Raw genomic sequence first — 22,437 nt, 5'->3', positions numbered from 1 at the left:
GTGCATCCGGCCCCCTTGCGCGTTAATTGATGGTCTGTCAGCTCCCGCCGTGCCGCAGGCAAAGCAGCGCGTACGCGCGGGCGGCGGCGACAATCTCGGCAATGCTGACGGATTCGTTCACTTGGTGGGCCTGGTCATTCAGTCCGCCGGGGCCCATCACAATCGCCGGCACGCCGAGGTCCCGGACCACGAAGCCGCCGTCGCAGGCAGCAGTCCAGCCGCGGATGGCGCTGTCCACGCCGGCGTCCGCCAGCGCGGCCACGGAGTTCGAGACCAGCGGGTGGTCCTCGGGGGTGCGGAAACCGGGCATCTCCATGGTTACCCTGGCCGAGACCGAGATGCCGTCCGTGTCGATGCCTGCCTCGCGGACCTGTGCCAGGAGACGGTCCAGGATCTGCTGCGCGTCGTCGTCGGGCATGAGTCGGCGGTCGAGTGAGACGGTACATTCCGCGGCCACCATGGAGGTACCTGTGCCGCCCTGGATGAGGCCGATGTTCCATGTGCCCGCGCCCAATAGCGGGTCCTGCTTCTCCTGGAGCAGGGCGTGGTCCTTGCGGACCAGTTCCAGGATCCTGGCGGCGGCATCGATGGCGTTCCGGCCGTCGGCGGGCCGGCCGGAGTGGGCTGACTTGCCGGTGACTTTCAGCTCGATGTAGCTATCACCCCGGCAGCCGATCACGGTCTCCAGGTCGGTGGGCTCCGCCACCACGCACGCCGAATAACTGAAGGCCGGATCGGCTGCGGCGGAGGCGGTGTAGGCGCGGATGCCGATGCCAAGGTCCTCCTCATCCACGGTGCAGGCCAGTGCAGCGTTGAACGGCAGTTCGATACCGGCGGCCTTGAGTGCTTTGAGGGCGATGAGCACGGCGGCCAGGCCGCCTTTCATGTCTGTGGAGCCGCGGCCGAACAGCCGGCCGTCCCGTATGTAGGGTTCAAACGGGGGACGCTCCCAGCCGGTCCCGGCCGGAACAACATCCGAATGGCCCAGGAACAGCATGCCTGGCATGCTGCCGCCGGGCAGGACGGCCGTGAAGTTCGGCCGTCCCTCCGCGACGGTTTCGGTGGCAACGTCCAGGCCGGCGGCCTGGCTGAACTCCGTCAGGACCTGCACGGTGGCTTCCTCGGTCCCGCCGGGGTTCTCGCCGCCGGCGGCCACCAGCGCGGTGGTGAGCGCCACCAGGTCCGCTTCGCTGATCAGGCCCAGGACCCTGTCCTCAAGGAGCTGCAGATCCTGCTGGACGGCGGCACTCACGCGCCTGCTCCGGCCTTAAGCGCTGCAAGCTCACGGTCCATGGCCCGGCCAAGCCGGATGATTCCTTCCTCGGCCCGCTCCGGAGTGGTGGATGCGAAGCAGAGACGGACGGCGTCGTCGAACTTTCCGCTGGCGGACAGCGCGGGCCCGGGGATGAACGCCACCCCTTCTGCCAGTGCGGTTTCGAAGAGCTTCCGGGTGGAGATCCCTGCATCCTCGCCCTGCAGGGTGAGCCAGAGGAAGAAGCCGCCTTCCGGGTCGGTGGTGGTGACCCGGTCGCCGAGGTGGCGGCGGAGGCTTTCCTGCATTGCGTCCTTGCGGCGCTTGTACTCCGTGCGCAGGCCGGCCAGGTGGTTGTCCAGGCCGCCGCGGCGGATGTATTCGGCCACGATGTGCTGGTTGGGGACGTTGGTGCAGGTGTCCATTGCCTGCTTGGCGTTGATGACCAGCTGGCGGAGCGCCGGATCGGTGTCAACCCAGCCCACGCGCAGGCCCGGAGCCAGGATCTTAGAGAACGTGCGGACAGAGAAAAGCAGCGGATCGCCCGGGCTCAGAGCCTGGAAGGACGGCAGATCCTCGCCCTGGAACCGGAGGAGACCGTAGGGGTCGTCGTCGATAATCACGGCGTTCCACTCGTGGGCCAGTTCCAGGAGCTGGTGGCGCCGGGCCAGTGACAGGGTGACGCCGGACGGGTTTTGGAAGTTGGGGATGGTGTAGATGGCCTTGGGCGTGCGTCCGGCGGCGGCCACCAGCTCCGGGAGGGCCTCGACGATGAGGCCGTTTTCGTCCATGGGCGCTTCGAGCAGTTCGGCGCCGTAGCTCAGGGCGGTGGCGCTGCCGTTTGTGTACGTGGGGCTTTCAACAATCACCAGGTCGCCGGGGTTGATGAAGATCTTGCAGGCCAGGTCCAGGCCCTGCATGCCGCCGGCGGTGATGGTGACGCGCTCCTCCGTGGTGGGATCCGTGGTCCCGGCAAGGTAGTCCACCAGCGCCTTCAGGAGCACGGGCTCGCCCTCGGTGGCGCCGTAGGTCATGGAGCTGTGGTCGATGACCTTGTCTGCGATGTCGCGGAATTCGTCCAGCGGCACGGCTTCGTCCGCGGGGGAGCCCATGGCGAAGCGGACAATGTCGTGGGTCTGGGCGGCCAGCAGGGACGTGCTGGAGTCGATTACCGAGCCCACCAGATTGGCGGCGCGGTCTGCCAGCGGCAATGCCTGGGCGCGGGTAGCGATGTGGTTCACGGCCTAGCCGCCTTTCTGGATGAGTTCGCGGGGGAAGCTGGTGAAGGTTTCCACCCCGTCGGCGGTGACGCGGATGGATTCGGAGAGTTCGTAGCCGTAGTTGTCCATCCACATGCCTCCGATGACGTGGAAGGTCATGTTCTCCTCGAGGATGGATTCCTCCTCGGAGCGGATGGAGATGGTGCGCTCGCCCCAGTCCGGCGGGTAGCCGACGCCGATCGAGTAACCGATGCGGGACGGTTTTTCCAGGCCGTATTTGGCCAGTGTCCAGTTCCAGGCGCGGGCAAGTTCCCGGACGGGAACGCCCGGCTGGACCTCGGTGAGCACGGCATTCAGACCGTCCGCGACGGCGTCTGCCAGCTTGGCGAGCCGCTCCGGCTTCTTGCCGAGCGTCAGGGTGCGCGCCAGGGGCGTGTGGTACCGCTGGTGGGCGCCGGCGAGTTCGATCACCACAGCCTGGCCGGCCTCGAAGCGGTCTTCGCTCCAGGTCAGGTGCGGGGTGTCGGCAGCTTCGCCGGTGGGCAGCATGGGCACGATGGCGGGGTAGTCGCCGCCGATGCCGTTGGCGCCCCGGATCTGGGCCTGGCTGATCGCCGCGGCCGCATCGCATTGGCGGACGCCGACGTCGATCGTTTCCACAGCAGCCTGCATCGCCGCCATGCAGACCTGCGCGGCGCCGCGCATCAGCTGGATCTCGGCGGGGGACTTGACGGAGCGTACCCAGTTGACCAGCTCGAAACTGTCCACCAGGGTCCATTCGGGGAGGGCGTTGACCAGCGAACGGTATGCCTTGGGGGAGAAGAAGTGCGAGTCCATCTCCAGGCCCACGCAGCCTTTGGCGGCGGGGGCAATGAGGTGGCGCTCGCGCAATGCAAAAGCCACCCAATCGAAGGGGTGGACATGCGGGCGGTGGACGTACTGCTCGGGGTATCCTACGATGCATTCCTCGGGCAGCCAGGTGGTCCGGGTGGCGCCGCCGGCATCCATGGCCCGGCTGAACAACAGCATGGGGCCTTCAGCCGGCACAAAGACCAGTTGCGGGGTATAGAAGGACCAGGCGTTGTAGCCGGTCAGGTAGTAAATGTTGGCAGGATCGGTGACCAGCAGGGCTGACAGCCCCTGCCTGGCCATGCGCAAGCGGACGCCGGAGAGCCTGGCATCATATTCCTCTTGGCTGAACAGCAAAGAGACACCTCCGATAGTTAGTAGATTGTTTACAATTTATGTCATGTGTCATGGCTCACACAAACCGGCGCCCAGCGCTGCGGGCAGGGGTGTGTGCAGGACTAGCGGCGGCTGACGTAGCCGCGTTGCTTGTCCACCACGTTGTTGAGCTGCCCGCCGCTGGTCCAGCGCTCGAGATTCTCCTGGAACTGGCGCGCCAGTGCGTCCCGCCAGCCGACGACGTCGCCGCACATGTGGGCGGACATGTGGACGTTGTCCATGGCCCAAAAGGGGTGCGCGGCAGGAACCGGCTCCTCGGTGAAGACGTCCAGGGATGCGGCAGCAATCAGGCCCTCCTGGAGAGCCTCGATCAGTGCCGGTTCGTCCACCAGGGCGCCGCGGCCCACATTGATGAGGTGCGCGGACGGTTTCATGGCGGAGAGGACCTTGCGGTCCATCATGTTCCTGGTCTGGTCGGTCAGGGGCGCAATGAGCACCACGTGGTCCGCCCAGCCCGCATGCGCCGCCAGGTCTCCGCTGGCGAGGACGGTGCCGAAGTCCGGGTCGTCGTCGCGGGCGCCGCGGCCCACTCCGCGGACGTCAATCCCCACCGCGCGCAGGAGCCGGGCCGTGGCCCGGCCGATGCCGCCGGTGCCCACTACCAATGCGCGGGAACCCTCGGTGCGGGTCACCTCCCGGTGCTGCCACGTGGACTGCTGCTGCAGCGCCTTGCTGCGGTGCAGTTGCTTGTCGTGCGCCAGGATGGACGCCAGGACGAATTCTGCGATCGGCTGGTCAAAGGTGCCGTGGGCGTTGGTCACAACCACGTTCGAGGAGCGCAGTTCCTCGAACATCATCGCGTCCACTCCGGCCGCCGCCACGTGCACCCATTTAAGGGCGTCGGTGTGCGGCCAGGCTTCGCTCAGTGCCGATGAGAAGAAGTCCCAGAGGAATAGAATGTCGGCGCCGCGTGATGCTTCCGCGAGTCCGGCTGCGTCCGTGAGGACCACGTCGGCCACCTGTTCAATATCGGTCAGGTTGTAGGGGCGGGGCTGCCCTTCGGCGACCAGGATCACAACCCGGGGCCTCATTGCCTCGGACGCTCCTGCCGGGGCCGGTAAGGGCTGGCTTTGGATATCAGTGTTACTCACGCCATAACTCTACGCGATATTAGGATTGTTGACAATAAACAGCTGTGACCTGCATCATGGGTGGCATGACTTCCCTCAGCCCCGCACTCAAGCAAGCAACCCCCGTCGTCGTGGACCACGCCCTTGGCAGCTGGATCCACGGGACGGACGGCAAAGACTACCTGGACTTCACCACCGGCATCGGAGTGACCAGCACCGGCCACTGCCACCCGAAGGTGGTGGCCGCAGCACGCGAACAGGTGGGCAAGATCATCCACGCCCAGTACACCACCGTGATGCACAAGCCGTTGCTGGAACTGACCGAAAAGCTCGGTGAGGTCCTTCCCGCCGGCCTCGACTCCGTCTTCTACGCCAACTCCGGCTCCGAAGCTGTGGAAGCTGCCATCCGCCTGGCCCGCATGGCCACCGCCCGCCCCAACATCGTGGTGTTCCAGGGCGGCTTTCACGGCCGCACCGTCGCCGCCGCATCGCTCACCACCGCCGGCACCAAATTCTCCGCCGGGTTCTCCCCGCTGATGGCCGGCGTCCACATGTCCGCGTTCCCCTACGCCTACCGCTACGGCTGGGACGAGGCACTCGCCGTCGAGTTCGCCCTGCAGGAACTGGACTACCTGCTCCAGACCCGCACCGCCCCCAACGACACCGCAGCTTTCCTGATCGAACCGGCACTGGGCGACGGCGGCTACCTGCCCACCCCGCCCGCCTTCATGGAGGGCCTGCGTGAACGTGCCGACAAGTACGGCATCCAGCTGATCTTCGATGAGGTCCAGGCCGGCGTGGGCCGCACCGGAAAGTTCTGGGGCCACCAGTACTCCAACGCCACCCCGGACATCATCATCACGGCCAAGGGCATCGCCTCCGGGTTCCCGATTTCAGCCATCGCCGCCTCCACCGAGACCATGTCCAAGGCCTGGCCCGGTTCCCAGGGCGGCACCTACGGCGGAAACGCAGTTTCCGCTGCGGCCGGCGTCGCGACCCTCGAAGTGGTCAAGGAAGAAGGCCTGGTGGAGAACTCCCGCATCCGCGGCGAGCAGCTCCAAGCCGGCCTCAAGGAAATCCAGCAGCGGTTCCCGGTCATCGGCGACGTCCGCGGCCGCGGCCTCATGCAGGGCATCGAATTCACCGGCGAAGACGGCAAGCCGGACGCGGCCACGGCCGCAGCAATCCAACAGGCCACCACGGACCAAGGGCTGCTGACCCTGACCTGCGGCCCGGCCGGCAACGTGGTCCGCCTCATCCCGGCACTGGTGGTCACCGCCGAGGAGATCGCCACCGGCCTGGAGCGCTTCGAAGCCGCCGTCGGCGCCGTGGTTGGCGCTGTCCCCGCCACCGCCGGAGCCTGAGCCGCGCGATGACTGTATCCTCCCTGCCCGCCGCCCGGGCCGACGTCGTATCCGCTGCCGCGCCTGACGCGGAGCAGCAGCGGATCCTGCGGCGGTTGTCCGCGGCCGGAATCGACGCGGATACTTCGCCGCGGCGGCTGGCTGAGTATTCCTATGACGCCTCCAATTACCGTGTGGCGCCGCTCGCCGTCGTGTTCCCCCGGTCCACCGAGGACGTGGTGGGAACGCTGGCGGCGTGCCGGGAGACAGGCACCCCGCTGATCAGCCGCGGCGGGGGTACATCCATGGCCGGCAACGCGATCGGACCCGGTGTTGTGCTGGACTTCTCGCGCCACATGAACCGGATCCATGGCATCGACGAGGCCGCCGGGACCGTCGCGGTGGATCCCGGGGTAGTCCTGGCAGTGCTGTCCCGCGAGGTGGAGCGGGCCACAGGCAACCGCTACACGTTCGCCCCGGACCCTTCGTCCAAAAACCGGGCCACCATTGGGGGTTCGCTCGGGAACGACGCATGCGGGAACCACTCCGTGCGCTACGGCCGCATGTCGGACCACGTGCTGGAGCTGGACGTCGTCACCTCCGACGGCGCCCGGCTCACCGCCACAGCGGATGGCCTGCGCGCCACCGACCCCGCGGACAAGGCCGGTGCTGCACGCGCGGCCTCGCTCACAGGTTCGCTCAAGGAACTGGCGCACATCAATTTGGCCGAGTTCCGGGTTGAGCTGGGCCGGATCCAGCGGCAGGTTTCGGGTTACCACCTGGATAACCTGCTACCGGAAAAGGGCTTGAACGTGGCGCGCGCCCTGGTGGGCTCGGAAGGAACCTGCGCCATCATCACCGGGGCGCGGATGAAGCTGGTCCCCAAGCCGGCCAGCGCTCTGCTGGTCTGCCTGGGGTACGCCGACGTCGTGGAGGCAGCGCGGGATATCACCACTATTCTGGAATTCTCGCCGGCCGCCGTCGAAGGCATCGATGAAGCCATCGTGGACACCATGCGTTTCCGGCGCGGCGCCGACTCGGTGCTCGGACTTCCGGAGGGCAAAGCCTGGCTTTATGTGGACCTCGACGGGGACGATCCCGCCGAGGTGCGTGCCCAGGCTGACCGCCTGCTGGCCCGGCTCCGGGAAAACGGCCGCCTGGTGGCCGGCCGCCCGGTTCCGGACACCGTGGAGCGCGCCTCGCTGTGGCGGGTCCGCGAGGATGGCGCCGGGCTTTCCGCCCGTCTCGCCAGCGGTGGCGAGTCATGGCCCGGCTGGGAGGACTCGGCCGTAGCACCGGAAAACCTGGCCAGCTATCTTGCCGATTTCCGCGGACTGCTGGACAGCTTCGGGCTGCAGGGGATCATGTATGGGCACTTCGGCGCAGGCTGCATGCACATCCGCATCACCTACGATCTCCGTACGGAGGAGGGCCGCACGGTGTTCCGCCGGTTCTCCGCGGAGGCGGCGAAACTGGTGGTCCGGCACGGCGGCTCCCTCTCCGGCGAGCACGGGGACGGCAGGGCCCGATCGCAGCTGCTTCCGCTGATGTACTCGGCTCGGATGCTGGCGGCGTTTTCAGACTTCCGCCAGCTGTGGGATCCCGTTTCGATCCTGAATCCCGGCTCCCTCACCGACCCTGACCCGCTGGATGAGAACCTGGCATTGGACGGCGTGCCGCAGCGGGAATGGCGCACCAGCTTTGACCTGCGGCCGCTGCACTCCGGCGGCGGTTCGGCCAGCGAAACGGATAACCCGTCCGACTCCGCCGGCAGCGCAATGGATCCGTGGGTGCATGCCGTCCAGGCGTGCATTGGCGTGGGCCGTTGCCGCACAGACGCCGGCGGCGTGATGTGCCCCAGCTACCGGGCCACCGGCGACGAAAAAGATTCCACCCGCGGCCGCTCCCGCGTGCTGCAGGACATGGTCCGGGGCGCCCGCACCGTGGACGAAGGCTGGAAGTCCGAAGAGGTACGGGAAGCGCTTGACCTGTGCTTGTCATGCAAGGCATGTTCCACCGACTGCCCCACGGGCGTGGATATGGCCACCTACAAGTCCGAGTTCTTCAGCCACTACTACCGGGGCAAGCTGCGGCCGCTCTCGCACTTCTCGCTGGGCTGGCTGCCGCGATGGCTGAAGATCACCGGGCACATGGCACCGCTGGTCAATGCCGCCCTGGCCACGCCCCTGGGTAAGCTGGCCGCCGTGCTGGGCGGCCTCACCACGCACCGTGACCTGCCCCGGTTCGCCGGCGATAGTGAATGGCGCAAAGTGGTAGCCGCGGCTGGCGTGGGAATGCCGGGCCGCAGGATCCCACGGCAAAAGACCGGTGGGAAGTACGACGGCGGGACGCGCTCCCGCCGCGAGGTCATCCCGGACGCTTCGGCCTCAGGCGTCGTGCTCTTCGTAGACACCTTCACCAAAGGATTCCGGCCCGAGGTGGCCGGTGCCGCCGCCCGGGTGCTGGCCGGCACGGGGGCTTCCACGGAATGCGCGGCAGATGCGTGTTGCGGGCTGACGTGGATCTCCACTGGCCAGCTGGACACTGCAAAGAAGCTGATGGCCAACGCTGCGGAAGTCCTGGACGACGGCACCGACCGTCCCATCGTGGTGGTAGAGCCCAGCTGCGCAGCCGCGCTGCGGAAGGACATGCCCGAACTGGTACACACGGACCAGGCCCGGCGGGTGGCCGCGAGGGTCCGCAGCTTCGCCCAGCATGTTGGCGAGCTGGCTGCTGCAGGCTGGACTCCGGTTCCTGCAATGCCGCTTCCGGACCAGGTGGTGCTGCAGACGCACTGCCACGAATACTCGGTGTTCGGCGCCAGGACCCAGCGCGGCGCCCTGGCATCCATTGGCGTCGCAGATGTGGTGGATGCCCCCGGCTGCTGCGGAGTGGCAGGCAACTTCGGGTTCGAAAAGGAGCACTACGAGGTGAGCATGAAGGTCGCCGAGCAGTCGTTGGCCCCGGCGCTGCGTGCCACAAGTACGGGATCCGTGGTCCTCACCGACGGGTTCTCCTGCGCAATGCAGGTGAAACAAATCGATCCCGAACGCCCCGGAAGGCACATTGCCCAGCTCCTGGACCCGGGAGAACAGCCCTAGGAAAGACTGCCCAGACCACGCCTGACGCTGCCGCAGGCTGACCCACATTTTGCACCATCTCCAACGAAAAGGATTCTCGATCATGACAACCCAGACCACCCAGACCGCCGGCACCTCACAGCTGGCCAGGGACGCCATCGCCAAGGTCAGCACCGGCCTCTTCATCGACGGCGAGTGGACCGAAGCCGCCTCCGGCGCCCGCTTCGACGTAATTAACCCCGCAACCGAGGAGGTCATCGCCACCGTGGCGGACGGCGGCCCCGAAGACGCCCGCCGCGCCATCGAGACCGCAGGCCGCGTCCAGGCAGACTGGGCCAAGACCGCGCCCCGTGAGCGCAGCGAAATCCTCCGCCGCGCCTACGATCTCATCATGGCCCGCCAGGACGAACTGGCCCTCATCATGACCTCCGAGATGGGCAAGCCGTTCGCCGAAGCCAAGGGTGAGGTGGCCTACGCGGCCGAGTTCTTCCGCTGGTTCTCCGAGGAGGCCGTCCGGATCGGCGGCGACGTGACCACCACCGGCGACGGCAAGAACCGCATCCTGGTCTCCAAGCAGCCGGTCGGACCGTGCGTACTGGTCACGCCCTGGAACTTCCCGCTGGCCATGGGCACCCGCAAGATCGGCCCCGCCATCGCGGCGGGCTGCACCATGGTGTTCAAGCCGGCCAACCTCACCCCGCTGTCTTCGCTGGCGCTGGTAGACATCCTCATCGAGGCAGGCCTGCCCAAGGGCGTCCTGAACGTGGTCTGCACCACCAAGGCTTCCGCCGTGGTTTCCCCGTGGATGGCCAGCGGTATTGCCCGCAAGGTCAGCTTCACCGGCTCCACCGACGTGGGCGTCCGGCTGCTGGAGCAGGCTGCCCAGCACGTCATGCGCTCCTCCATGGAGCTGGGCGGCAACGCGCCGTTCATCGTGTTTGAAGACGCGGACCTGGACCGTGCGGTTGACGGCGCCGTCGCAGCCAAGATGCGCAACATGGGCGAGGCGTGCACGGCTGCCAACCGCCTCTTTGTCCAGCGCCCCATCGCAGACGAATTCGCACGCCGCCTCGCTGCCCGCCTGAACGCACTCTCGGTGGGTGACGGTGCCGAGACCGGGACCGACGTCGGGCCCCTCGTTGAGGAAAAGGCGCTGACCAAAGTGCAGGAACTGGTGGACGACGCGGTGGCCAAAGGCGCCACCGTTGTCTGCGGCGGCTCACGGCCTGACCGTCCGGGCTACTTCTATTCGCCGACAGTGCTGTCCGGCGTGAACCCGGAGTCGGACCTGATGAGCCAAGAGATCTTCGGCCCGGTGGCACCCGTGGTGCCGTTCGACACGGAAGAGGAGGTTACCCGGCTGGCCAACGACACTCCGTGGGGCCTCGTGGGGTATCTTTTCACCCAGGACGTGGACCGCGGTTTCCGGATGGGCGACGCCCTCGAAGTCGGCATGGTCGGGCTGAACACTGGAATTGTCTCCAACCCGGCGGCGCCGTTCGGCGGGATCAAAGCCTCAGGCCTGGGCCGCGAAGGCGGACGCGTAGGCATCGAGGAATTCCTCGAGACCAAGTACATGGCCGTACCCCGCGGCTGAAAAGCCTTGAAAGGGCTGCGCCAATGCCGGCGCAGCCGAATACAAGTCCAACAACAGGCGGCCCGCAATGACAACAACTTCACTGAAGGACGAACCAATGATGACCAGTCCCCAGCCCGTGCATGACAAGCATCCGGACCCTCAGACCGCACCCGGCGCGGAGCCCTCCACCGAGGAGGGCAGGCGCTCGCTCCACCGTTCGATACTGGGGTCCGCCCTGGGCAACGCCGTCGAGTGGTTCGACTACGGTGTGTACGGTTACCTGACCATCTACATGGCCACAAACTTCTTCGGATCGAAGGAGGGGGACGGCGGTCTCGGCGTCACCCTCACCCTTGCCACCCTGGCGCTGTCCTTCCTGGTGCGGCCGCTCGGCGGCCTGATCCTCGGCCCGCTGGGTGACAAGGTTGGCCGGCAGAAGGTCATGGTGCTCACCGTGACCCTGATGACACTGGCCACCGGCGCCATCGGCCTGCTGCCCACCCTGGACACTGTCGGCCTGCTCGCCCCCATACTGCTGCTGGCCTGCCGCCTGGTGCAGGGCTTCTCAGCAGGCGGCGAATACGGCGGTGCTGCGGTCTATATGGCCGAGTCTGCACCCGACCGGCGACGCGGCTTCCTGGGATCATTCCTCGAGTTCGGCACCACGGTAGGATTCATGCTGGCCGCAGTAGTCTGCACCACGCTGATCGCGGTTGTCGGAGACGGCGGCATGGAAGCGGGCTGGTGGCGCGCACCGTTCCTCCTGACCATCCCGCTTGGCCTCACGGCACTGTGGATCCGAACCCGGCTCGTGGAGGCGCCCGTCTTCTCCGAGGCCTCGCAACATAAGGAGACCACCAAGTCGCCGTTGCGGCACGTTCTGCGCAACAACTGGCGGCAGCTGCTGGTCCTAGCCGGCTTCGTGGTTCTGCTGAACGTGGCATTCTACCTGATCTTGGGCTACATGCCGACGTACCTGAGCGGCCAACTGGGCCACAGCACCGCCCAAGGCAACTGGATGCTGGTGGCAATCATGGCCCTTATGCTGGTGGCCATCCCACCGGTGGGCGCGCTCTCCGACCGCGTCGGACGCAAGCCTCTCCTGCTCGTGGCCGCCGCCGGCTACACAGTCCTGTCCGTACCGTCAGTCATGCTGCTTGGCATGCAAAACCTCATCCTCCAGTTCCTCGGACTGGCCGTGCTAGGGCTGCTGCTGGTAATTCTTGTGGCCTCGGTGTCTTCAACCCTCCCGGCACTGTTCCCCACCGCCGTGCGCTACACCGGCTTCGCAATTGCCTACAACTTCTCCACGGCGTTCTTCGCAGGACCGTCGCAGACGGTGGCCAATCAGCTGATTGAAACCACCGGAAACCAGCTCGTGCCGGGCTGGTACATGGCGCTCGCCGGCGTGATCGGCCTGGTTAGTGTCCTGTGCATGCGGGAGACGGCGCAGGCGACCCTTCGTGGAGAGGAGCTTCCTGGCGCCCCGGAGTCCGTGGGCGTGCCCAAGCCCGGCTACGTGGAGCGGAACCGTCAGGATGCGGAGGCGCGACGGGCCATATTCTAACTACTGAACTGTGACGGCGGGCGTCCACCAGACGACCCGCCGTCGCCTGTTCCTTCAAGGTCCCTATGCGTTAGCGATACTGACTATCCTTCTGGACCGTTGACTCAAGCGTTTCGGTGCGGCGGACGGGAGCTGGGCTCATATCCCGCGATTGCTCGCGCGCTTCTCCCATGCCCGGACCGCCTTCACCCCCGGGATCTATTCCAGGCAGTCGGACCGAGTTGCTCAAGAGCTGCAGGACGAGGCGTTGACAATGTCAACAGATCTCTCTTCGGTTCGGGCCGTACAGTTCTCAACTGCTCCGGATTCCGCATGTTTTCGCGGATTCCCAGTGTTTGCAAGGCCTGAAATGCAGTTCGAGTCCCACCTCGAGCACGGCGTTTTCCCTCGTCAGGGGCGATTTTGCTTTGACGTCTGTACAAAGCTTGTGGTCGCGTCGCTCTGACGGCTGGTTCGCGGGTTTGGCCTGACCGCCGCGGTGGCCTATTCAGGTGTGTGGGGTGGCGGGTTCAGGACCCTGGCTGGTGGGTCTTCCGCCTGCTGAGGTGGGGGCTCTACGGTTTCTCGTTTCGGTTCTCTCGGGTTGGTCGGGGGGTGGCCAACACCTTTTCATGGTTCTGGGTAACGGGTACTACAGGACCTGAGCGACTTGGGTGCTGAACTTGTTTGAAAAGCTCCTCCTGGTCGTTTCGAGCCCTGGAGGCTCACGGTTTGTCCGGTTAAAGGGGGTGTGGACTTGAGCTTGCCTGGCTTCGGTTTATTCCTCGCTGCGGTTCCTGGGGATACCGGCGCCCATCTGACAGTCATCCAATAGCGATGGGCGACAGGTGGACTGCAAATGCGCCGCGCCCCAACTCGATCGTTATCGTGCCCCACTCAAAGCCCTCCGCAGCTGCCGCATATGCCTATGAGTTCGAGGGTGTGGGAGACCGAGGTGAAGCCGTGGTGGCGGGCTGTCGTGTCTGTCCAGCGTTGCACGGTAGTTTCGGCGATTTCGACGGTGTGACCGCACTGGCGGCAGACAAGGTGGTGGTGGTGTCCTTTGCGCTGGCACCCTGCGGTACTTGGTTTCGCTGTCCTGGCTGCGAAGTGCGTCGACTTCGCCTTCGGTGACCATGGATTGCAGGAGCCGGTAGACGGTGGCCAGGGCGAGGGTTTCCCCGTTGACCAGCAGCTTGGCGTGCAGTTGCTGGGCGCTTTGGAACTCGGGAGTGCGTTTCAGCATCTCTTCCAGCGCTGAACGTTGCCGGGTTCGCCGTTCCATTTCAGGTGTTCTCGTGCAGCCTAACGTCGTCTTCGGCATCCAGGTGAGGGTCGCTGTCTTCGGCAGGACGCCGGCGCAGGGGACGGAGAAGGGCCACGACGGCGTAGACACCGATCGCGAGAACCACGATGGTCGCCCCTGGTGAGAGTAAGTGGAAGTAGGTGATCGAGAGCCCGGTGACGCAGACGAGGGCTCCGACGGTCATTGCGGTGGCCATGGTGGCGCGGAAGGATCGTGCCGTGAGCTGGGCGATGGCGACGGGCACGATCATCAGTGCCGAAACCAGGAGCACGCCTACGACGCGCATGGACACAGATACGGTCAGTGCTGCGAGTACGGCGACGAGGATGTTCAGGGTGCGGATGGGCAGGCCGGTGGCGCGGGTAAATTCCTCATCGTGACTCAGTGCGAACAGGGCACGCCGCAGCATAAGGCCGATGGTCAGGATGAGCACTGCCAGGGCGGCGGTGAGCCAGACGTCCAGTTCGGTCACGGTGGAGATGGACCCGAAGAGGTAACCGGTAAGGTTCGCTGCAGTGCCGCCCGCGAGGCCGATGAGCAGCACACCCCCGGCGATGCCGCCATAGAAGAGGAGAGCAAGTGCGACGTCTTCGCTGGTTTTTCCCTTCTCCCTCACCAGTTCGATCAGAACGGCCCCAAAAACTGCGGCGATGACGGCGCCGGGAACGGCCTGCAGGTCATGGGGGGTCAGCCCCGCTGCGCTGCCGGCGAGCCAACCCATGGCCACACCGGTCAGAGCGACGTGTCCGATCCCGTCGCCGAGCAGAGCCAGCCGACGCTGCACCAAGTAGGTGCCCATCACGGGGGCTGAGATTCCCACCAGCACGGCAACTATCAGTCCGCGCTGCATGAGGGGGCTGGCAAGCATGGCCGTCAGCGTGTCAAAAAAGGCCATTTCCACTCCGAACGCAGGTCAGGGACGGTGTGGCCGGGCGGGGCGGTGAAGGCGTGGGCATGGACGTGGTCGTGTTCGGGGTGGGCGTGTCCTTGCGCGGCGGGCGGCGGCGGTCCGTCGAAGATGATCCGGCCATGGCGCAGCACCACGGCCCTTTCAATAATTTCGACCAATTCGCCGAGTTCGTGCAGCACCACCAGGATCGTTGTCCCCTGCCCGCGCATACGGTTCAGCGTACCGGCCAAGGCCTCCTTGGAGGCCCGGTCGATTCCCGCCAGCGGCTCGTCCAGGATGATGAGGTAGGGGTCGCGGATAAGGGCGCGGGCGATGAGGACGCGTTGCTGCTGGCCGCCGGAGAACACCTGCACGCTGTCATGGGCGCGGTCGGCCAGCCCAACCTGCTCCAGGGCCTCCAGGGCTTTCCGCCGGGCCCCACGGCCCGGGCGGAAACGCCGGTTATTCAGCAGCCCGGAGCCACTACTTCCAGGGCCGTGGCCGGCACCCCGGAGCTGGGCCCCAGGCGCTGGGGAACATAGCCGATCCGTGACCAGGGCACAGACCGGCGTGCTGTGGTGATGTCGGTGCCGTAGAGTTCAGCGGCGCCGGAGGTCACGGGGGCGATCCCCATGAGTGCTTTGACCAGCGTGGATTTGCCGGACCCGTTGGCGCCCAGCAGCGCCACGGCATCTCCGTCATCGACGGTCAGGTCGATGCCGTGCAGGATGGTTCCGGTTTCCACTGCCACACGCAGTTGCCGGGTCCGGATAGGCGGCAGGTTTTCAGGCACTTTAGGCGCAGTTCAGGGCCGTGCGCAGGGCTTCGAGGTTTTGGCGCATGACGTTTTCGTAGTCTGAGCTTTCGTCAATAGGGCCTTCGAGCGGGTCCAGGACCGCGGTTTTGACGTTCAGGTCCCCGGCGAACGTTTCAGCGACCTTGGGGTTGACCAGGGTTTCGGTGAAGATGGTGGTCACCCCTTCGTCCTTGACGACCTGGCCGATTTCGGCCAGACGGGCCGGGGAAGGCTCGGTGTCCGGAGCCAGACCGGAAATCCCTGCCTGCTTCAACTCATATTTGTTCGCAGGATAGCCGTAGGCCTCGTGGGAGACCACGATGGTCCGGGTCTCGCAGGATGCCAGTCCCTTTTTGAAGTCCTCATCCAGGGTGGTCAGCTTCCCGGACAGCGCTTCGGCGTTGGGCTCGTAGGCGGCAGCGTTTGCAGGGTCTGCTTTCCCCAGTTCCTCGGCTACGGCGTGGGCAGCGTGGGCCAGACGTTCGGGGTCAAGCCAGTAGTGGAGGTCCTGCGCTGACTCTTCGCCCGCATGCGCGCTTTCGGTCTTGCCCGCCTGCTCCTCTTCCCTGGCACCACCGGTAGGTGCCTCCGAGGCGTGTTCCTCTTCAGAATGCCCCGCCGGCAGGGTCGCTTCTTCAGAGACGTCTAGGACCCGGGCGGGGGAGGCCTGCTTGATGGCTTCATCCACGGCGGGCTGGAATCCGGACAGGTACACAACGGCCGCGGCGCTTTCCAGCACAGCCACCGAGGCCGGGGATAGTTCCAGATCGTGCGGTTCCGTGCCCGGGGGAGTGAGGGATTCGACGGTGACCAGGTCCTGGCCGACCTGCTCGGTCACGTATTGCAGGGGGTAGAAGGAGGCCATCACCTTCAAACCGGACCCTCCTCCGGTCGTTGTTGCGGAGGAGGGTGAGTCCGCCGGGGCCCCAGGGGTGCAGGCAGTCAGGAAGAAGGCAGGCCAAAGGGGCATGGCAAGAGCAAGGCGGGTGCGGGCTTTTATGACACTGATTCTCATCTTAATGAGAATCAGTGTCAATTTCGCTGGGAGTGTGAGCTAACGAGAGGCCTCAGTGTTCGTCATAGTGGTCGCCGTGTTCGGCGTGGCGGTGGCCGTCGTGAAGATAGTCCACATGGTCCCCGTGCTGCACTGTTTGGTGGGTGCAGTCGCTTCCGCCGTGCGTATGCTCGGTGAGGGTGTGTTCTGCTTTGACTTCCTCGGTCATGATGACTCCTTTGAAGTGGCAGTCAGTCGCTCTGGCTGCCGTGGTGTGGTTCCCGGCTGTGGGCGATGGTGTCACGAATGACGTGGGCCACATGGTCATCGGCCAGGGCATAGAGGGCTTCTCTGCCTGTCCTTGTGACGGTGACCAGGTTGTTTCCCCGCAGCGTTTTCAGGTGCTGGGAAACCAGCGGCTGGGAAAGGCGCGTCGCCTCCACCAGGGTGCTGACCGATGACGGCCGGTTCGAGAGGAGGCAGAGAATGCGCAGGCGTGAGGGCGTGGAAAGCGCCTTGAACAACTCCGCTGTCCGGATCAGCGTCTGCTCATCAGTCATCATCAATACATAAATATACGTTGATACGACGCGGGGATAAAGGAGTCCGCCCCCTCGTTACCGCGGCCTCAATTTGCAAATGAGAACGATTCGCAGATAGGCTTCCGGGCATGTCTGTGACCCTTGTCAGTTCCCTGGATGTTTTCAGCCGCCAGGCGGCGTGCGCCGCATTGGCTGCCGAGTCCCCGGGTGCTCTTGTCGTTTTTCATGACCTGCTCGAGGACGGGCTGGTGGTCCGACGCGTTTTTCAGGAGGGCCGGCGGGTTGAGCACGGGGAAGCGACGCTGGAACACCCTTGCCTGAGCTGCACGGTCCGCCTCGACGTTGTACCCGCGGTGCGGCGGCTGCTGCCATCCGGTTCCCGCATTATTGTGGCGCTGCCTCCGGCAGCGGCATCGGAGACGGCTGTGCATGCCCTGCTGCGGGGCCTGGGGGACGGGGTGACGATCGATTCAGTTGTGTTCGCTTGCGCGCCGGACGCGGTCGAGGACCAGATCTGGGACCACCACACCCTGTTCGAGTCCGGCTTCACGCCGGTACCGGCAGATGATCGGACGGCCGGTGAATTCCTGATACGGGAATTGTGCTTCGCTGACACGGTCCTGCTGGCGGACCCCGTGCTGGTGCCGGTGGATCCGGCTGCACGTTTTCGAGGGGTCCAGCTGATCCGTGAATTGGCTCCGCATGCGGTGCTCACCGACAGCGTGGGCGATGTCCGCACCGGCAGTCACGGTCTGGCCGACGCTACGGCACGGACCGTGCCCGGTGTGGTGTGGACAGCAGGGGAATCCTCGGGGCCGTTCACCACCGTTGTCCAGCGGATTGAACGTCCCCTGCACCCGGAGCGGTTCCGCCATGCCCTGGCGGCCCTGGCCCAGGCCTGCTGCTGGCTCCGCGGAAGGCTGTGGGTGGCATCAGCGCCAGGCTGCAGAATCACCGTGCAGGGCATCGGTCCCCGGGTCTGGCTGGAAAACACAGGTCCCTGGCAGGCCGAACGGAAATCGCTGCCCTTTGTCTCCCAATTGACCGGTCAGGACATGGGCGAATGGCACCCTGAGTACGGAGACCGCGGCACGGTCCTGGCCTTCACCGGCGATGACATCGATGCCGCCGAGATCGCCGAGCTGCTTGGTGCCTGCGAACTGTCCGAGGCGGAGATGGTGGCCGCCGCTGACTCATTTCCCGACCCTTTTCACCTCAACGAAACAACCGACACCTCACAAAGGAGCAACTCATGAAAGTACGGAACTCGCTGCGGGCCCTGAAGAAAATACCGGGCGCACAGATCGTCCGCCGCCGCGGGCGGACCTTCGTCATCAACAAGAAAAACCCCCGAATGAAAGCCCGCCAGGGCTAATCCTGGCGCGCGCTCACGAAGGGCAGAGGCTGCTGACAGAGTGTGGCCCTGTACCTGGTGCCTGTTCCGGCACTGAGGCAGCGCCTTACATCTCCGCAGGCCTTAGTCGCCGGCAGCCATGGGCGTTGCCGTCATGGTCAGCACGAATGCTGCTGACCGGCGCGGTTGGTCCGGGCCGGGGATTGCCCTTCGACGCCGCCGGCCGGAGTGCTGCAGCTTCTTCCCTGCCACTTGCCTGGGGGAGGGGCTCACACGCCACCAGGGCGGGCGGGCAGCAGCTTTCGCCTTTCCATGCGTCCCGGCCCTCCTTGGGTGCTGCCGCGGCAATGATGAGCGCAGCCACCGGACCAGCCCAGCGTGCTGTTCAGGACCAGCCCGAGCAGCAGGACCCCTGATAGGTAGGTGCACGACGGGGTCTGGCGCGAATCGGCAACAGCTGACCGGCAGCCCAGCTCCCGGCCCGCCCGGCGCTGCGCCAGCGACAGGAACGGCATCACCGCCAGGCTCGCGGCCGCAAGGACAATGCCCACAGCAGAGTGCTCCGCTTCGGCGGCAGTACATCAAGCACTGTATTCAGAAAGCGCTGTATCGTTTGGTGCGGGGCCACCGCCTGTTAAGTATGAGGAGTCAGCACCTTGCCTAAGAGCAAAGTCCGCAAGAAAGCCAAAGTGAAGATCAGCCTGGAACGCCAGGGGTCTTCTGCAAAGACCAGCGCCTGCGCGGACAGCTGCTGCCCGCCCCAGCCCAAGGCCTAGGAAGGACGCGCTCCTGTGCCTGACAGTAGCGCGTCCAACCGGAATCACCTACGGTACGCTGTCCGTTTTTCTGCCGCTTCAGAATCTTCCCGGTAGGCAGGATACAGGCGTTGACCGGCGGTGTGCTTTTTAGGCTTAGGCGAAGGCTTTGAGCCTTTCGGCGTCTTTTTTATTTGTGCCCAGCGGAATGCTGCGGTGGGTCACAGCCCTGGCGAGGCCGCTGTCGTGAGTGACGAGGACCAGCGCGCAGTCCTGGCGTTCCACTTGTTCCATGAGGCAGGTCATGGTTTCACACTGGGTGATGAGGTCAAGGCGTGAGGTGGGTTCGTCGGCGAAGACCAGGGCCGGTTCCAAAAGCATTGCGCGGATAATGGCCAGGCGTTGGAGTTCCCCGCCGGAGACCTGCCCGGGTGTGCGGGTCAGCAGCGCCGGTGCAAGGCGCAGTGAGGCCATGAGTTCTTCCAGGCGTTCCGAGTCCAGGCGGTGGCGTCGGATCAGGTCGCCAAAGGAATTTTTGAGGGACACCCTGGCTGGGAAGGCCAGGGCGGGGTCCTGGTATAGCTTTTGCAGCCGGCCGCCTTGCAGTACGTCGGAGTGCTGGATCTTTCCGGCATCCGGGGGCAGCAGGCGTAGCAGCACGTTGCCCAGCGTTGTTTTGCCGCTGCCGCTCGGTCCGCTCAGCGATACCCGTTCCCGTGCATGGACGCTCACGTCCAGTCCGGAGAAGAGCTGCTGTTTTCCGAAGGCTTTTGACAGCCCTTCGCCGCGGATAAGAGCCGGACTTGTTGATCCCTCGGGTGCTGGTGCTGCGACCCAGGAGTGGCGCCAGTTGGAGGGTTCAGCTGCGAGCAGCCGCCGGGTGTAGGGGTGGGAAGGATCATTGAGGACTTCCCGGGCCGGTCCCTGTTCGATGACGTGGGCGTTCTGCATGACCAGGACATCCCCGCCAAGCTTGCGGGCGAGTTCCAGATCGTGGGTAATGGTCAGCAGGATCCCGCCGCCGCTGACGTGCCGCTGTAGCAGTGCCGCCAGCTCATTCCGCGCACCCTCGTCCAGCCCTTTGGAGGGCTCATCCGCTATCAGGAGTTGAGCCCCGCCGATGGTGGCGGCAGCGAAGGCCACCCGCTGGGCCATCCCGCCGGAGAGCGTGTGCGGGAAGGCGCTGGCCGCTCGGGCCAGGCCCAAAGCGCCCAGCAGTTTTCCGGCGGCGGCGCGGCCGCTTCTTTTATCTGTCCTGAAACCGGTGGCCGCTTCGGCGACCTGTTCTCCGGCCCGCATTGTCGGGTCAAGTGCGAGCATGGGTTCCTGTGGCAGCATGGACATGACCGGGCCCCAGAGCCTGCGCCTGTTCCTGGGGTCGGCCAGGTCGTAGGTGTGGCCGTCCAGGGTGAGGTTTCCCCGTGCTGCGAGGTTTGGCGGGAGCGTACCCATGATCGCGTGGGCGAGCAGCGATTTACCCGAGCCGCTCTCACCCACGATTGTGACGGGGTGCCCCGGCACAAAGTGCAGGTCGGCGGCTTCCACCAGCGTCGTTTGGCCGTGGGTTACCACGAGGTTTTTCAGGCGCAGTGTCACGGGCGGGACTCCTTGTTTCGCAGGCCGAGGAGCCCGGTGAGGATGGTGACGAGGACCAGGACGGGTGCGAGGGACATCCAGGGCGCCTCATGGTAGTAGGGGAAGGCTTCGGTGACCATCTGCCCCAGTTCCGGTGTGGGTGGCCGGACGCCGACACCGACAAATCCGAGGGTGGACAGGGCCAGGATTGAGGAGCCGAGCCCGAATGTTGCCATGGTGGTCAGCAGGGGCCGCAGTTCGGGCCAGAGGTGCCGGCGCACGATGTGCACGGATCCGAGTTTGAGTAGCCCGGCTGCCTCGACGGCAGGACCGGCAAGTAACAGTCCGCTGCGCGAGCGGATCATCCGGAAGTATTCCACCCATTGGGCAAGGGCGAGCCCAACATACAGTGACCACAGTTCACCGTTGGCAAGCGCTGAGAAGATCAGGACCACCAGGAGCGCCGGAAGTGAGATGAAAGCTTCGGAGAGCCCGTGGAGGATAGTGTCTGTCCATCCTCCCCGCCAAGCGGCGGTGATGCCCGCGAGTGTTCCGAGCAGCAGCGCGGTTCCGACGCACAGCAGGGCCATCAGCAGGGACAGCTGGGTGGCGTGGGCCAGTCGGGCGATGACGCTCCGGCCCAGGTGGTCCCTGCCCAGGGGTTCTTGGAGGCTGGGAGCGTCCAAGAACCGGGACAGGTCCTGGGCTGCGTGATCGGGCCAGGCCAACGGGCCGGCCAGTGCAAAGAGCACCAGCGCGGCCAGCAGCACCGCCGAGGCGCGCTGTGCCCAGGTCAGGGACGGAAACCAGCCCCTCGGAGCAGGGGTCAGCACCTCTTGCCGCTCCTGATTCCTGTCCGTGCTGAACTGGTTGGCGATGGGGGCTGTCACAGGACCACCTCCCGGCGGCGGGGACGGGGGTCGATGGCGGCAGAGCCCAGGTCAACGGCCGTGTTCAGTACAACGACGAGGAGGGCCAACGCCACGGCGGTGGCCTGGATCATGGGAATGTCCCGCCAAAAAATGGCGTGCACGAGCGCGTGTCCCAGGCCCGGCCAGGCAAAGAGGCTTTCAACAATGACGACCCCTTCGATGAGGATCAGCACCTGGACGCCGAGGTAGGCGATCAGAGTCACTCCCGTATTGCGCAGGATGTGCCGGAAGAAGACCACACGTCCGCTGAGGCCTTTGGTCTGGGCGAAGTGGACGTATCCGGATTCTCTTACCTGAACGACGGTGTCGCGGGTGACCCGGGCAAAGAGCCCGGAAAGCCCCACCGCAAGGGTCACAGCCGGAAGCACGATGTTGGTCGCTTCGCCGTGGCCCGCAGCCGGCAGCACCCCGAGGTGGACGGAGAAGACCAGGATCAGGACCAGCCCGAGGAGGAACGGGGGCAGTGCGCGTGCGCCGGAGACCCAGAGGTTGGTGATCCGGTCCAAGGCTCCGCCGGGTCTGCCGGCGGCCAGGGTTCCGGCAGTTGCGCCTGTCACGAAGGCGATGGCCAGGGCCACTACGGCGAGCTGGATGCTGCTGGAAAGATAGAACGCCAGCTCGCCCGCGACATCTCCTCCCGTTACCAGGGAGGTGCCGAGGTTGAAGGTGAATAGGTCTGTCAGCCAGTCGAAGAGCTGCTGCCAGAGTGGCCGGTCCAGTCCCAGTTCAGCGCGGACGCTGTCCGCCGAGACTGCGGTGACCTGGTCGTAACCGTAGCGGCCAGCGGCGATGCGGAAAGCGATGTCTCCAGGCAGGTTCTGCACAATGACGAAGCACGCGGTGGAGACCAGCAGTACAACGGCGACCGCTTGTACTGTGCGCCGGCGAAGGATGCGGGCGGCAGGGCCGGAAGGAATACGCAGCCCCGCGGTGGGTGGTTCCATGGACGTTTTCCCCCG

Annotated in this window: 20 protein-coding genes and 2 pseudogenes; 6 read left to right on the top strand and 16 right to left on the bottom strand. The window is 65.6% G+C overall.

Features of this window, described 5'->3' with window-relative positions:
* Positions 1–37: 37 nt before the first annotated feature.
* The 4 genes from Q9R30_RS14970 to Q9R30_RS14955 form a co-directional block, all read right to left on the bottom strand.
* On the bottom strand, positions 38–1,252 hold the full coding sequence (locus Q9R30_RS14970; protein ID WP_311218056.1) for a M20 family metallopeptidase: 1,215 nt from the start codon (positions 1,250–1,252) through the stop codon (positions 38–40).
* A complete protein-coding gene (locus tag Q9R30_RS14965) occupies positions 1,249–2,493 on the bottom strand; it encodes a PLP-dependent aminotransferase family protein (RefSeq protein WP_311218055.1) in 1,245 nt (414 codons plus the stop codon). The genes Q9R30_RS14970 and Q9R30_RS14965 overlap by 4 nt, the downstream gene beginning before the upstream one ends.
* 3 nt (positions 2,494–2,496) lie before the next feature.
* Positions 2,497–3,678: a M24 family metallopeptidase gene (locus tag Q9R30_RS14960; protein WP_311218054.1), complete on the bottom strand. Its 1,182-nt coding sequence runs from the start codon at positions 3,676–3,678 to the stop codon at positions 2,497–2,499.
* A 101-nt stretch (positions 3,679–3,779) separates the two neighbouring features.
* Positions 3,780–4,748, bottom strand: a complete 969-nt coding sequence (locus Q9R30_RS14955) for a D-2-hydroxyacid dehydrogenase (protein WP_311218059.1) — start codon at positions 4,746–4,748, stop codon at positions 3,780–3,782.
* A 125-nt stretch (positions 4,749–4,873) separates the two neighbouring features.
* On the opposite strand from Q9R30_RS14955, the gene Q9R30_RS14950 reads away from it, so the two are divergent.
* From Q9R30_RS14950 to Q9R30_RS14935, 4 genes are all read left to right on the top strand, one after another.
* Positions 4,874–6,151: an aminotransferase class III-fold pyridoxal phosphate-dependent enzyme gene (locus Q9R30_RS14950; RefSeq protein ID WP_311218053.1), complete on the top strand. Its 1,278-nt coding sequence runs from the start codon at positions 4,874–4,876 to the stop codon at positions 6,149–6,151.
* Between the two features lie 8 nt (positions 6,152–6,159).
* Positions 6,160–9,231, top strand: coding sequence for an FAD-binding and (Fe-S)-binding domain-containing protein (locus Q9R30_RS14945; RefSeq protein WP_311218052.1), 3,072 nt, complete (start codon positions 6,160–6,162; stop codon positions 9,229–9,231).
* A gap of 82 nt (positions 9,232–9,313) precedes the next feature.
* Positions 9,314–10,807, top strand: coding sequence for an NAD-dependent succinate-semialdehyde dehydrogenase (locus Q9R30_RS14940; RefSeq protein ID WP_311218051.1), 1,494 nt, complete (start codon positions 9,314–9,316; stop codon positions 10,805–10,807).
* A gap of 67 nt (positions 10,808–10,874) precedes the next feature.
* The gene (locus tag Q9R30_RS14935) at positions 10,875–12,356 is read left to right on the top strand and encodes an MFS transporter (RefSeq protein ID WP_311218050.1); all 1,482 of its coding nucleotides are present in this window, start codon (positions 10,875–10,877) and stop codon (positions 12,354–12,356) included.
* Positions 12,357–13,232: 876 nt separating this feature from the next.
* On the opposite strand, the gene Q9R30_RS14930 is transcribed toward Q9R30_RS14935, so the two are convergent.
* The 8 genes and pseudogenes from Q9R30_RS14930 to Q9R30_RS14895 all read right to left on the bottom strand — a co-directional run bounded on the left by Q9R30_RS14930 (position 13,233) and on the right by Q9R30_RS14895 (position 16,880).
* Positions 13,233–13,349, bottom strand: coding sequence for a hypothetical protein (locus tag Q9R30_RS14930; protein ID WP_311218058.1), 117 nt, complete (start codon positions 13,347–13,349; stop codon positions 13,233–13,235).
* 121 nt (positions 13,350–13,470) lie between these two features.
* Positions 13,471–13,581 (bottom strand): annotated as a pseudogene (locus Q9R30_RS14925) (transcriptional repressor); the annotation flags it as partial.
* A gap of 40 nt (positions 13,582–13,621) precedes the next feature.
* Positions 13,622–14,536, bottom strand: coding sequence for a metal ABC transporter permease (locus Q9R30_RS14920; RefSeq protein ID WP_311218049.1), 915 nt, complete (start codon positions 14,534–14,536; stop codon positions 13,622–13,624).
* The gene (locus tag Q9R30_RS14915; protein WP_396136734.1) at positions 14,515–14,928 is read right to left on the bottom strand and encodes an ATP-binding cassette domain-containing protein; all 414 of its coding nucleotides are present in this window, start codon (positions 14,926–14,928) and stop codon (positions 14,515–14,517) included. The genes Q9R30_RS14920 and Q9R30_RS14915 overlap by 22 nt, the downstream gene beginning before the upstream one ends.
* A 68-nt stretch (positions 14,929–14,996) precedes the next feature.
* Positions 14,997–15,323, bottom strand: a complete 327-nt coding sequence (locus tag Q9R30_RS14910; RefSeq protein ID WP_311218047.1) for an ATP-binding cassette domain-containing protein — start codon at positions 15,321–15,323, stop codon at positions 14,997–14,999.
* Position 15,324: 1 nt separating this feature from the next.
* Positions 15,325–16,191, bottom strand: a complete 867-nt coding sequence (locus Q9R30_RS14905; RefSeq protein ID WP_311218057.1) for a metal ABC transporter substrate-binding protein — start codon at positions 16,189–16,191, stop codon at positions 15,325–15,327.
* A 202-nt stretch (positions 16,192–16,393) separates the two neighbouring features.
* The gene (locus Q9R30_RS14900; RefSeq protein WP_311218046.1) at positions 16,394–16,549 is read right to left on the bottom strand and encodes a zinc transporter permease; all 156 of its coding nucleotides are present in this window, start codon (positions 16,547–16,549) and stop codon (positions 16,394–16,396) included.
* A gap of 22 nt (positions 16,550–16,571) precedes the next feature.
* Positions 16,572–16,880, bottom strand: a complete 309-nt coding sequence (locus Q9R30_RS14895; RefSeq protein ID WP_104997833.1) for a helix-turn-helix transcriptional regulator — start codon at positions 16,878–16,880, stop codon at positions 16,572–16,574.
* Between the two features lie 110 nt (positions 16,881–16,990).
* On the opposite strand from Q9R30_RS14895, the gene Q9R30_RS14890 reads away from it, so the two are divergent.
* Together Q9R30_RS14890 and ykgO are read left to right on the top strand one after the other, a co-directional pair.
* The gene (locus Q9R30_RS14890; RefSeq protein ID WP_311218045.1) at positions 16,991–18,118 is read left to right on the top strand and encodes a GTP-binding protein; all 1,128 of its coding nucleotides are present in this window, start codon (positions 16,991–16,993) and stop codon (positions 18,116–18,118) included.
* A complete protein-coding gene (ykgO, locus tag Q9R30_RS14885; protein WP_011693081.1) occupies positions 18,115–18,237 on the top strand; it encodes a type B 50S ribosomal protein L36 in 123 nt (40 codons plus the stop codon). The genes Q9R30_RS14890 and ykgO overlap by 4 nt, the downstream gene beginning before the upstream one ends.
* An 85-nt stretch (positions 18,238–18,322) precedes the next feature.
* Here ykgO and Q9R30_RS14880 read toward each other — a convergent pair.
* The 4 genes and pseudogenes from Q9R30_RS14880 to Q9R30_RS14865 form a co-directional block, all read right to left on the bottom strand.
* Positions 18,323–18,791: pseudogene (locus tag Q9R30_RS14880) on the bottom strand (hypothetical protein); the annotation flags it as partial.
* A gap of 336 nt (positions 18,792–19,127) precedes the next feature.
* Positions 19,128–20,567, bottom strand: coding sequence for an ATP-binding cassette domain-containing protein (locus Q9R30_RS14875; RefSeq protein ID WP_311218044.1), 1,440 nt, complete (start codon positions 20,565–20,567; stop codon positions 19,128–19,130).
* A complete protein-coding gene (locus Q9R30_RS14870; protein ID WP_311218043.1) occupies positions 20,564–21,436 on the bottom strand; it encodes an ABC transporter permease in 873 nt (290 codons plus the stop codon). Before Q9R30_RS14870 ends, Q9R30_RS14875 begins: the two co-directional genes overlap by 4 nt.
* A complete protein-coding gene (locus Q9R30_RS14865; protein ID WP_311218042.1) occupies positions 21,433–22,422 on the bottom strand; it encodes an ABC transporter permease in 990 nt (329 codons plus the stop codon). Before Q9R30_RS14865 ends, Q9R30_RS14870 begins: the two co-directional genes overlap by 4 nt.
* Positions 22,423–22,437: the final 15 nt, after the last annotated feature.

Origin of the sequence: Arthrobacter sp. AB6, from assembly GCF_031844545.1 — a bacterium.
Classification (GTDB): domain Bacteria; phylum Actinomycetota; class Actinomycetes; order Actinomycetales; family Micrococcaceae; genus Arthrobacter.
Note: the sequence above shows the minus strand (reverse complement) of the source record. Positions and strands in the feature narration are given on the sequence as shown.